11 protein-coding genes are annotated in these 12,044 nt (G+C 41.6%); 8 read left to right on the top strand and 3 right to left on the bottom strand.

Annotation, left to right across the window (positions count from 1 at the left end; all coding sequences use genetic code 11):
- Positions 1 to 94: 94 nt before the first annotated feature.
- Both lpdA and acnB read left to right on the top strand, forming a co-directional pair.
- A complete protein-coding gene (lpdA, locus tag TI10_RS05865) occupies positions 95 to 1,522 on the top strand; it encodes a dihydrolipoyl dehydrogenase (protein ID WP_049582357.1) in 1,428 nt (475 codons plus the stop codon).
- Between the two features lie 463 nt (positions 1,523 to 1,985).
- Positions 1,986 to 4,583, top strand: a complete 2,598-nt coding sequence (acnB, locus tag TI10_RS05855) for a bifunctional aconitate hydratase 2/2-methylisocitrate dehydratase (RefSeq protein WP_049582355.1) — start codon at positions 1,986 to 1,988, stop codon at positions 4,581 to 4,583.
- A 981-nt stretch (positions 4,584 to 5,564) separates the two neighbouring features.
- Here acnB and TI10_RS05845 read toward each other — a convergent pair.
- The gene (locus TI10_RS05845; protein WP_049582353.1) at positions 5,565 to 5,861 is read right to left on the bottom strand and encodes a Dabb family protein; all 297 of its coding nucleotides are present in this window, start codon (positions 5,859 to 5,861) and stop codon (positions 5,565 to 5,567) included.
- A 378-nt stretch (positions 5,862 to 6,239) separates the two neighbouring features.
- On the opposite strand from TI10_RS05845, the gene TI10_RS05840 reads away from it, so the two are divergent.
- Together TI10_RS05840 and mscS are read left to right on the top strand one after the other, a co-directional pair.
- The gene (locus TI10_RS05840) at positions 6,240 to 6,608 is read left to right on the top strand and encodes a YacL family protein (RefSeq protein ID WP_049582352.1); all 369 of its coding nucleotides are present in this window, start codon (positions 6,240 to 6,242) and stop codon (positions 6,606 to 6,608) included.
- 135 nt (positions 6,609 to 6,743) lie between these two features.
- Entirely contained in the window at positions 6,744 to 7,616 is an 873-nt protein-coding gene (gene mscS, locus TI10_RS05835; protein ID WP_049582351.1) for a small-conductance mechanosensitive channel MscS, read from the top strand.
- A 111-nt stretch (positions 7,617 to 7,727) separates the two neighbouring features.
- Here mscS and TI10_RS05830 read toward each other — a convergent pair whose 3' ends face one another.
- Positions 7,728 to 8,108 (bottom strand): hypothetical protein, encoded by a 381-nt coding sequence (locus TI10_RS05830; protein ID WP_139180479.1) that lies wholly within the window; start codon positions 8,106 to 8,108, stop codon positions 7,728 to 7,730.
- Between the two features lie 235 nt (positions 8,109 to 8,343).
- On the opposite strand from TI10_RS05830, the gene argO reads away from it, so the two are divergent.
- Positions 8,344 to 8,967: an arginine exporter ArgO gene (argO, locus tag TI10_RS05825; protein ID WP_049582349.1), complete on the top strand. Its 624-nt coding sequence runs from the start codon at positions 8,344 to 8,346 to the stop codon at positions 8,965 to 8,967.
- A 113-nt stretch (positions 8,968 to 9,080) separates the two neighbouring features.
- Positions 9,081 to 9,800, top strand: coding sequence for an oxidative stress defense protein (locus tag TI10_RS05820; protein WP_049582348.1), 720 nt, complete (start codon positions 9,081 to 9,083; stop codon positions 9,798 to 9,800).
- On the opposite strand, the gene TI10_RS05815 is transcribed toward TI10_RS05820, so the two are convergent.
- Positions 9,797 to 10,699, bottom strand: coding sequence for a LysR family transcriptional regulator ArgP (locus TI10_RS05815; protein ID WP_049582347.1), 903 nt, complete (start codon positions 10,697 to 10,699; stop codon positions 9,797 to 9,799). The genes TI10_RS05820 and TI10_RS05815 overlap by 4 nt on opposite strands.
- Positions 10,700 to 11,102: 403 nt before the next feature.
- On the opposite strand from TI10_RS05815, the gene TI10_RS05810 reads away from it, so the two are divergent.
- Positions 11,103 to 11,657, top strand: coding sequence for a hypothetical protein (locus tag TI10_RS05810; protein ID WP_049582346.1), 555 nt, complete (start codon positions 11,103 to 11,105; stop codon positions 11,655 to 11,657).
- A gap of 201 nt (positions 11,658 to 11,858) precedes the next feature.
- Complete coding sequence (locus tag TI10_RS25605; RefSeq protein WP_167337834.1) at positions 11,859 to 12,020, top strand: hypothetical protein; 162 nt, start codon at positions 11,859 to 11,861, stop codon at positions 12,018 to 12,020.
- Positions 12,021 to 12,044 lie beyond the last annotated feature (24 nt).

Genomic DNA, 12,044 nt, shown 5'->3' with positions numbered 1-12,044 from the left:
TAACAATTCTGTAAACTGCTCGCGGTGTGTAGGTCCCGGTGGAATATATCGTTTTTGGCGCCTGACCCGCCGGACAAACAATTAAGAGGTCATGATGAGTACTGAAATTAAAACCCAAGTTGTGGTGCTTGGGGCAGGTCCAGCAGGATATTCTGCTGCTTTTCGTTGCGCGGATTTAGGTTTGGAAACCGTCCTGGTGGAACGTTACTCTACCTTAGGTGGTGTTTGTCTTAACGTTGGTTGTATCCCTTCTAAGGCATTGCTGCATGTAGCAAAAGTTATTGAGGAAGCTAAAGCGCTGGCAGATCATGGCATCGTTTTTGGCGAACCCAAAACTGACATCGAAAAAGTCCGTGTTTGGAAAGAAAAAGTTATTAATCAGCTAACCGGTGGTTTGGCTGGTATGGCTAAAGGCCGTAAAGTTAAAGTGGTTAATGGTGTTGGTAAATTTACGGGAGCTAACACGCTGGTTGTTGAAGGTGAAGGCGGCGCAACAACGATTAATTTTGATAACGCCATTATTGCCGCGGGTTCCCGTCCTATTCAACTGCCATTTATTCCTCATGATGACCCACGCGTTTGGGATTCTACCGATGCGTTGGCGCTGACAACGGTTCCTGGCCGCTTGTTAGTAATGGGCGGCGGTATTATCGGTCTGGAAATGGGAACCGTTTACCACGCTCTGGGCTCTCAGATTGATGTTGTTGAAATGTTGGATCAAGTTATTCCTGCGGCTGATAAAGATGTGGTGAAAGTCTTTACTAAACGTATCAGCAAACAATTCAATCTGATGCTGGAAACCAAAGTTACCGTGGTAGAAGCCAAAGAAGATGGTATCTACGTCACGATGGAAGGCAAAAACGCACCGACAGAACCACAGCGTTATGACGCGGTTCTGGTTGCCATCGGTCGTGTGCCTAACGGTAAGACGCTGGATGCAGGTAACGCCGGTGTTGTAGTTGATGACCGCGGCTTTATCCATGTTGATAAGCAAATGCGCACCAATGTACCGCACATCTTTGCTATTGGCGACATCGTTGGTCAGCCTATGCTGGCGCATAAAGGTGTTCACGAAGGTCACGTTGCGGCGGAAGTTATTTCCGGTAAGAAACATTACTTTGATCCAAAAGTGATTCCATCTATTGCTTACACTGAACCAGAAGTTGCATGGGTTGGCTTGACTGAGAAAGAAGCGAAAGAGAAAGGTATTAGCTATGAAACGGCAACTTTCCCGTGGGCAGCTTCTGGCCGCGCAATTGCTTCTGATTGTGCTGACGGTATGACCAAACTGATTTTCGATAAAGAAAGCAATCGCATTATCGGTGGTGCTATTGTTGGTACTAACGGTGGTGAACTGCTAGGTGAAATCGGTCTGGCGATTGAAATGGGTTGTGATGCGGAAGATATCGCGTTGACTATCCATGCTCACCCAACGTTGCATGAATCGGTAGGTCTGGCGGCTGAAGTCTTTGAAGGCAGCATTACTGATTTGCCAAATGCCAAAGCGAAGAAAAAGAAATAATTTCTTAAATCGATTAGTCTAATTTACCGAAGCGGCTTTCATTTATATGAAAGCCGTTTTTTATTCTGGTATGACCTGTTTGAAGAAACATAGTATAAAAAGTATGGCTTTTATAGGTGTTACTGGCAAAAATCAGTGGAATAATCTGTTTTAATAGCTTTGTCTGCTGTTAATTCAGAATATTACTATCAGTTAATGTTACTTTTATGTGAACGAATTAACATCGCATTCAAATTTTGGTATGCTGGATGCCCGAAGCTGGGCATAACTTGTTTGCACTTGCTGAGTTATGCTGGCAATCCTCTGACCTGGCACCCGGAACCATAATTAACAACCTGTCCCTGGAGGGGCTATTGTTGCGAAAACACATGTTGTTGCGCAAAGGCGATAGCTTTATGAGGCAGGTTCTAAGGTGGGTGCAGAGCCGGGTAGATAAAATGACAATGAGAGCGAGGAGAAAGTCGTGCTAGAAGAATACCGCAAGCACGTAGCCGAGCGTGCAGCCCAAGGCGTCGTCCCTAAACCATTGGACGCGACACAAGCGGCGGCGCTGGTTGAGTTACTGAAGAGCCCACCAAAAGGTGAAGAAGATTTCCTGTTAGATCTGCTGATTAACCGTATTCCCCCTGGCGTTGATGAAGCGGCTTATGTAAAAGCCGGTTTTCTTGCCGCCATTGCGAAAGGCGAAACTATTTCACCACTAATCACGCCAGAAAAAGCGGTTGAACTGCTTGGAACAATGCAAGGTGGTTATAATATTCATCCTTTGATTGATGCTCTGGATAATGAAAAACTGGCTCCAATTGCAGCTAAAGCGCTCTCTCATACTTTGTTGATGTTTGACAACTTCTATGATGTAGAAGAAAAAGCAAAAGCAGGTAATCCACAAGCCAAACAAATTATGCAATCTTGGGCTGATGCGCAGTGGTATCTGGAACGCCCTGAATTGGCAGAAAAAATTACAGTCACGGTATTTAAAGTGACGGGTGAAACAAACACTGACGACTTATCTCCTGCACAGGATGCATGGTCACGCCCTGATATTCCGCTGCATGCTCTGGCAATGTTGAAAAATGCCCGCGAAGGAATTGCTCCGGATCAAGCTGGTGTTATTGGTCCAATCAAACAAATTGAAGAGCTGAATAAGAAAGGCTATCCGCTGGCTTATATCGGTGATGTGGTAGGTACAGGTTCTTCCCGCAAATCGGCCACTAACTCAGTATTGTGGTTTATGGGCGAAGATATTCCATTTGTGCCAAACAAACGTGGTGGCGGCGTTGTTCTGGGCGGTAAAATTGCGCCAATCTTCTTCAATACGATGGAAGATGCTGGTGCGCTGCCAATAGAGATAGATGTAACTAAACTAAATATGGGGGATGTGATTGATATCTACCCATATAAAGGGGAAGTACGTCACCATGAAACCAATGAGCTACTGGCTGAATTTGAACTGAAAACAGATGTATTGTTGGATGAAGTTCGTGCTGGCGGCCGTATTCCACTGATTATCGGCCGCGGTTTGACCAGTAAGGCGCGTGAGTCTCTTGGTTTACCCCCCAGCGATGTCTTCCGTCAGGCGAAAGCGGTTGAGGAAAGTAGTCGCGGTTTCTCTCTGGCTCAGAAAATGGTTGGCCGGGCATGTGGCACGGCAGGTATTCGTCCAGGTGAATATTGTGAACCTAAAATGACTTCTGTTGGTTCTCAGGATACAACTGGCCCAATGACTCGTGACGAACTGAAAGATCTGGCGTGCTTAGGCTTCTCTGCGGATCTGGTAATGCAGTCATTCTGCCATACTGCGGCTTATCCTAAGCCAGTTGACGTCACTACTCACCATACCTTGCCTGACTTCATTATGAATCGTGGAGGTGTTTCTCTGCGTCCCGGCGACGGCATCATTCACTCATGGCTGAACCGTATGCTGTTGCCTGATACCGTTGGTACGGGCGGTGATTCTCATACTCGTTTCCCGATTGGTATTTCCTTCCCGGCAGGTTCTGGTCTGGTGGCGTTTGCTGCTGCGACGGGGGTGATGCCTTTGGATATGCCAGAATCTGTGTTGGTTCGTTTTAAAGGGCAGATGCAGCCCGGAATTACTTTGCGTGATTTGGTTCATGCGATTCCTTACTATGCGATTCAGCAAGGTCTGCTGACGGTTGAAAAGAAAGGTAAGAAAAACATCTTCTCTGGTCGTATCCTCGAAATCGAAGGTTTGCCGGATCTGAAAGTTGAGCAGGCATTTGAACTGGCGGATGCTTCTGCGGAGCGCTCTGCGGCGGGCTGTACCATTAAATTGGATAAAGCGCCGATTATTGAATACTTGCAGTCCAATATTGTGTTGCTGAAATGGATGATTGCCGAAGGTTATGGTGACCGTCGTACATTGGAACGCCGTGTAACGGGTATGGAAAACTGGCTGAAAGATCCTCAACTGCTGGAAGCCGATGCTGATGCAGAATACGCCGCGGTTATCGAAATCGATCTGGCCGAAATTAAAGAACCTATTCTGTGCGCGCCGAATGATCCAGATGATGCCCGTTTGCTATCCGATGTGGCTAACAGCAAAATCGATGAAGTTTTTATCGGTTCTTGTATGACTAACATTGGTCATTTCCGTGCAGCCGGTAAGTTATTGGATCAACATAAAGGCCAATTACCAACTCGTTTGTGGGTTGCTCCGCCAACGAAAATGGATGCAGCCCAACTCACTGAGGAAGGTTATTACAGCATCTTTGGTAAGAGTGGGGCGCGGATTGAAATTCCTGGTTGTTCTTTGTGTATGGGTAACCAAGCTCGTGTTGCTGACGGTGTAACGGTGGTTTCCACTTCGACTCGTAACTTCCCGAATCGTCTGGGGACGGGGGCGAATGTTTACTTGGCATCGGCTGAACTGGCTGCTGTAGCTTCTCTGTTGGGACGTCTGCCGACACCGGAAGAGTACCAGCAATTTATGGATAAAGTTGATGAGACCGCGGAAGATACTTACCGTTATCTCAATTTTGATCAGCTTAACCAATACACTGAAAAAGCGGATGATGTGATTTTCCAAACTGCGGTGTAATTCCGATATATTGTAATACCAATAAATGGGAGGTAAAAACCTCCCATTTAGATTGCTGACTTTTAACGTTTCGATTATCACTGCTGAGTTTTTATCAATGATAAAACGAGTGTTAAAAAAGGTCGTTTTTGCCTGTCAGTATGATTTTAAAATCTGGAAAAAAGGGCAAATGTATTGTGAAAAAGTGGATAAAAACTTTAATCATTAAAGGTAAAAAGTAGTGATTAAGGATTTTTTAAAGTGAGTAAAAAGTGCGGTGCTATAACTGACATTAACAGAAAAAACATCAGGAAAAATGGATTTGAAATTGATTAATCCGGGGAGAAAATAACAATATTAACCGTATTGGGAAAATTAGTAGCTAAAAAGAATAAAAACATTTATCGGTATTATAAACTATTAAAGGAAAATGGGATTTTGTTTTAATACTATTAACAAGCCTGTTACTCTTTTTGGCTTTAAACCTAAAAAATAAAAACAGAAAAAACCTAATTATCAGTATAATATAATTCCCAATCACATGATTTTACAGCACATGAACCGGGTTACTTGCAGTGTTATTATGTTGCATTTATTATACAAAACCACGATAACTTAAATATGCCAGTTTAAACGGGTTTTATACTGTCTTAATCCGTTCTGTCTATATAATTTTTATCTTATTTTCAATGAGGTAGGTGCGATTCTTCTTTTTAAAATGGTTTTTTTATCATCCTAAAGTGGGAGGTGAAATACTCTATTTTATTATTTAATTATCTTTTATAAATGATGCTGATTTTACAGCAAGCTATTATCGAATAGGCAGGATTAAAAAATTTTTATGTGGTATTTAATTATTGATTAAATATTTAAATTTCCCATGAAAATCTGCGTAATTCTATTTTTATCGATAATCGGCGCGTCTAATTATTTTTAGTCGCGCCAGCAATATTCGTTATGTTGAACATTGATTAGCAGATAGTTATTCCCCAGGAATGAAAATTACACTTCATAATCAAAGACAATGATATCAGCGACAGAATCTATAAGTAGATCTTTTAATTTGTCATGCGCTGGGTGAGACAAATAGTTTGAAATAGCTTTTTGGTCATCAAATGTCATGGTGATGGCATGTGTAAAACCTTTATTTTTATTTTCACTACTTACATTACCTCCCCATTCAATGGCAGAAATACCTTTGATTTGATGCGACATAGAAATCGCGGTATCTCTTATCGTCGTTAATTGTTGTTCTTTTATTTCGGGTGTGAATTTTAACAAAAGAATATGACGTATCATAATGGCTCCTAAGAAGAGGCTTTGTTTTTCCAGACAAGATAGAAAATAACGGGTTGTATTGCAAGACTCTTGAATATACCTCATCGATTAGCGGACGTGTGTTCGATTTTGCTGTTTTTGTTTCTCTGAGATATTATTAATCATAGTGCATTTGTTTATATTTGCACTGAGGCTGAATTCATCCTCCGATGAAAGCCGTAGCGGACACAAACCTCAAGAATAACTTGGGGTGGACACATTTTGGTTATCCTAGGTGGAAACCTTACCGTTGTGTCGGCATAGAGCCTTTAATCGCCCACTTCTTATCAGTTTGTGGGTTGATTCTGGGGCAGAATTGTTAGCAAGTATTAAAATGAAAAGAACGCACCGGAGGTGATGATGGAATACGAATTTTTGCTGGATGTCACTGGACAGGTGACTAGCCGGTTCTCAATGGATCATGAAGCTATTGGTCAGTGGCTGAATGAAGAAGTTAAAGGTGATTTAACGGTGATAGATAAGGTTGCCGCAGCGCTGGCTGAAATTAAAGGCAGTGAACGTCAATGGCAACTTGTGGGTCACGAATATACGCTGCTAATGGATGAAGAAGAGATTATGGTTCGTGCTAATCAACTTGAGTTTGAAACTGATTCGATGGAGGAGGGCATGAGCTATTACGATAATGAGAGCCTGGCTTTTTGTGGTACCAAGGATTTTATTGATATGTTGAATGATTATCGGGACTTTATTTTAAAAAACGATTGGTAAAAGGCTGTATATAGACAAAAAGCATTCTCTGGCACGATAGGTTTTTTTCTTACTGTTAATGGTTGCTATGAAGGATAGTCATTGAGTAATTTTACTCAATTATAGTTGAATAGCTAAAGAATCAAGGTGGTTTTAATGGAAGATATCAATCTGTCTGGTGGCATTAATGAAGCTACAAGCTGGCTTATTAATCATCAGGATTTAATCATTCAATATCTGGTCAATACTGTTGCTGCTATTCTGATTCTTGTTCTGGGATTGATGGCGGCGAAACTCATTAGTAAGGGCGTGAAAAGAGTTATGTCATTGCGTGGCATTGATGTAACGGTATCAGATTTCCTGGCTGCTATTGTTCGTTATTCGATAATTGCATTCACTATTATTGCAGTTTTGGGCAAATTAGGGGTTCAGACGGCTTCAGTCATTGCGGTTATCGGTGCTGCTGGTTTGGCTGTTGGTTTGGCTTTACAAGGTTCTTTGTCCAACTTTGCCGCAGGGGTATTGCTGGTGGCTTTTCGTCCAATTCGTGCGGGCGAATATGTTATTCTGGGCGCGGTTGAGGGCACGGTTGTTCAGGTGCAGATTTTCTCTACTACATTGCGTACAGCGGATGACAAAATCATCGTAATTCCGAATGGGAAAATTATTGCAGATAGTGTTATTAATACCAGCCGTGAACCAAATCGTCGAACTCAGATTATGGTCGGTGTGGCGTATAATGCAGATATTGATGAAGTTAAAAAAGTATTAGGCAATGTTATTGCCGCAGACAACCGTATTCAGCATGACAAAGGCGTGACGATTCGTTTGCATGAAATGGCGCCATCTTCACTGAATTTTATTGTGCGTGTATGGACGACCAATGGTGATGCTTGGGAGGTTTATTGGGATTTGATGGAGAATTTTAAACGCACATTAGATAAACACAATATCAGTATTCCTTATCCACAAATGGATGTTTATTTGCATCAGAATCAAGCTATGGCGCGGAATAAAATGTGTGATTAATCAGAGGACGTTGGATAATAACCTTCTGATGGTGTGAATAGACAGTAAATTTTACCAGTAAATCAGCGCCGCGCTATGGATAGCGCGGACGCTCGGTTCTCTTGGTTTATTTTATTGGCATAGGGTATTAAGGTTGTTTTTAATAAAATCATCGTTGATATCTTCTGTCAGTGCTATTTTCTTGTTATCAGATAAGCAAAGGACAGCGGATGAAACATCTGAAGTATGGAGATTAATATCAGCAGCAACTATCCCATCACCTTTTTCACCCTGTATTTTTAGAATAAAACGCTCGCAGCCTTTTTTACATAAAAACGGTTGATAATGGCTGAGCGTTACGTTTGTAATATTTGCTGTACCAATATAGTATTCAATTGTTTCATAGTGGTTTAATGCCTCTTCAACATCATTTCGCAGTAAATAGTAGTTTCTGACAGTAAGAGCAGCAATAATAATGATTGCTAACAGTATGAAACCCATAATTTTTTTCAAAATAACCTCTTCCTTTTATTTTCATAGAATTGATAGATTCATTAATACTTTTAGTATGTATTAGCTTGATTTTCTTTGAATTAATCAAATGGTTTTCCTGTAAAAATCTGCTTTTTGGTTGGTTATTAAAATTTCTTATGATCGATTAGCAGTATTTATTTCCTCTAATGAGTTATTCTTCTTAATATTCTGAACATTGAAATAGCAAAGTGAATAATTATCGAGGAGTTTTTTTATGTTATCGACATTTGTGCAGGGTTTTTTCCTTAGCGCAGCAATGATTTTGCCTCTTGGCCCACAAAATGCCTTTGTTATGCAGCAAGGTAGCAAGAGACAATTTCATTTGATGAGTGCAACTTTGTGCGCGATCAGTGATGGTTTTCTGATTGGTGTCGGTGTATTTGGTGGTAGTGCATTACTTAGTCAGTCAACTTTACTCTTGCAATTTGTCACTTGGGGGGGTGTTGCTTTTTTATTCTGGTATGGATTAGGGGCTTTACGTGTGGTTTTATTTGCCAATGTTGAACAGATGCAGGCGAGTAGTACAGCAAAAAACCGTTGGCGGGTGATTGCGATTATCTTTGCGGTCACTTGGTTAAATCCGCATGTTTATTTAGATACCATTGTTGTTTTGGGCAGTATTGGTGGTCAGTTATCTTCAGAACTCAGGCCTTGGTTTACTTTTGGTGCGGCAAGCGCTTCTGTTAGTTGGTTTTTTTCTCTGTCATTGCTGGCTGCATGGTTTTCCCCTGTGCTAAGTAAGCCGCTTTCTCAACGGATTATTAATGGGTTTATCTGCGTCATAATGTGGTATATCGCATGGCAACTTGCTAAGCAGGGATTACTAATTTCTGATTGAGCCGGACACTTCTTTGCATGCAGTCTCTGTGTTAGTGTTTTATTCATCCCATGTATATTTCGGTTTTTCCGTGGGATGAACATTTTCTGTAACAGGTTTTCTTCGGAGGTTGTGTGAAATTGAAATCATTAGGGTTGGCCGCCATGTTAAGTGCCGGGGTGCCATTTGCTGCACAGGCTGCTGATTTACCCGGAGTCCCTCATGTTATTACTTCTGGTAATGCGGTAGTGAAAGCAGAACCGGATATTGCAACATTGATGATTAACGTCAATATTTCTGCTAAAGATGCTTCTGGGGCTAAAAAGCAGGTTGATGAACTGGTTGCTAAATATTTTGATTTTCTGAAAAAGAACGGTATTGAAAAGAAAGATATTGATGCAGCGAATTTGCGTACTCAGCCTGATTATGAGTATGACAATGTATCTGGCAAATCGGTGCTGAAAGGCTATCGTGCGATCCGTTCAGTGGAGGTGAAGGTTCGTAAGTTAGATCAACTTAATGATCTGCTAGATGGTGCATTAAAAGCGGGTTTGAACGAAATCGTATCTGTTCAGTTTGGGGTGGATAATCCGCAAAAATATCGTGACGAAGCCCGTCAGAAGGCCATTGAGAATGCGATTGAACAAGCTGATGCGCTGGCGAAAGGCTTTAATAGCCAAGTTGGTTCGATATACAGTATCAATTACCGAGCGCCAGAGGTGATTGACCATATGAAATATCGCAATTCTGATGTGGTGATGGCGGGAGGTGCTGCTGGAGTGGGTGAAACTTACCAGCAGGATAGCATCAATTTCAGCGATCAGGTTGATGTTGTGTTTGAACTAAAACCTTAATCAGTGTCATCTTGTCTTAACATCTGACGCCCAAATTTTAACAGGGCGTCAGTCACTTTTTTCATGGTCCTGCTTTCCGGTGCGAAACGATGCCAATAGAGCATCCGGCGCTGACATAAACCTGGTGTCAGGTCGATCAGTTCACCATTTTTCAATTCTTGATCAATCTGTAAATGAGGGATCATACAACAGGTGGAGCCCTGTTTTGCCAATTGTACAAAGGCTTCAGATGAGTTGACGATATGACATGGAACGCTACCTGGTGATAATTCGAAGTTCTGTTGTAAAAATGCCTGATGCATATCATCCAGATGGTCGAATGCAACCGCAGGGGCTTTTAGTAACGCTGAACGGGTAACTCCATTTGGGAAATAGCGAGCAGCAAATTCTGGCGAGGCGACAAACAGGTAATCCAGTGCGCCTAATTTATCGACCAGACAACTAGGCAGTGGTTGTGGTTGAATACTGACCGCGCCAACGACTTCACCTCTTCTTAACTGTTCCTGAGTCCGGGTTTCATCTTCAACTTGAATATTGAGTCGGATAGGCAGATCAGCAAGTACCGGATGTAGTGCCGGTAACAGCCAGGTGGCTAAACTGTCGGCGTTGACTGCTAATGAAAGTAGCAATGGAGTATCTGTACCCTGTTCGTCGCCTAGCCATTGTTCTTCCAACAACTCCACCTGATGTAATAGCGCCAGTAGTTTTTGTCCTTGCTCAGTGGGGCGCGGAGGAACGGTGCGTACCAGCAGAGGCTGACCGAACAGATTTTCTAACTGTTTGATACGTTGAGAAACCGCGGATTGAGTGATACAGAGTTTCTGGGCAGCGCGCTCGAAACCGCGTTCTCGGATCACCGCATCTAGGGCTTGCAGTGTTCGGTAGTCAGGACGTTTCATTGTAGAAAGATTCTCCACTTAATTTTGCTGAGTAGCACTGTTTATTTTTCTGAATATCACTATGCCATATTTTCCTGATGGATGAGGCAATTTATCTGCTGGGCCGTAAAATCCTACCTTCCAAAAATTACTCATGTTATACCCAATTTGGATAAATTTTTGTTGGTTAGTCGCCTTTGGGAACAGGGTTCCATTTTTGAAGGTTAAGTTTGTTGACGTGGTTGAATAGGCATATGCTCAGGAAAAATCACCGGATGAGACTGTTTTTGTTAGCTTAACAATTAATTTTTGATTGGATTCGGGATTGTTTGCATGTGTCGCTTAGGTGTGGTTTTTCAATAAAATTGTTCAAAAAGCACTATCTTCGGCTATTTAACAACAATTTTGGTAAGGTTGCTTTATTATGCTGTCACTGAAACATGTTGCACAATTAACATACAATACTTTGCAGTTATACATGGATCAGAGAGGGATAGATTTGGCAGTTGGTCCTATCTCTGACAGCGATGCAAACATGCTAACAAGAGCGTATGGTGAGCTTAACTGGGACTATTATATTACAGAGGTCGGTAATCGACATGACTGCTTCAGTTTATGTATAAAATTTGTCATATCAAGGGAAAATCTCCAAATTGAATCTGCTCCGGCTGGAGTCGCTTTATCGACATATGATTTGAATGATAAGAGTTTTAATATCCATGTATTGGAAAATTTTGTGAGGGATTTAGAAAATCATCCGTTGCATAGAAAGATGCTTTTGTATACTCTGTATGCAACATTGATTTTCATGAATGTGGCTGATGGTGAAGACGTCAGGATCCATGAACCCGTTAAGGACAAAATAGCTTACTATCGTTCGTTTGGTTTTGAGTTAGAGAGTTGTGGATATGTAATGTCATGTGATATTAAGACATTAACGGCAAAGTTGAAGAGTAGGTCTAAGGAGTTAGCTCTTTGAAATCTCTGCGTTTATATGTGCGTTATAGTATCCAGATAGACCAAGTCAAGTAGAATAGTTATTTTGTTTATTTAGATTGGTTGAAGGTGAAGTCTTACTAAATTTGTTGCTATGACCATAACAGAAAGATTTTGTCGGGGAATTTTTATCCTGTATGACTAAATCAGTTCAGTAATGTGAAGTTGTTTTAGAGGTGTTGCTATGAGAGCACAAAAAGAACCGATGTTCGATACCATTCAAACTTATAAAAAAGCTGGAGAGACTTTGGATTTTCTTATGAAAGTGGGGCCGGTTTTGGAAGAACATGCACAGGCGCCAAGCCAAGAAAAGCAAGGTCGTCGTCGCAATAAAGAAGCTGCATAAACATCACTTTTTTTGTAGCCCGCC

Source organism: Photorhabdus luminescens subsp. luminescens (assembly GCF_001083805.1).
GTDB lineage: Bacteria > Pseudomonadota > Gammaproteobacteria > Enterobacterales > Enterobacteriaceae > Photorhabdus > Photorhabdus luminescens.
This window is presented reverse-complemented; position numbering and strand designations above follow the sequence as displayed.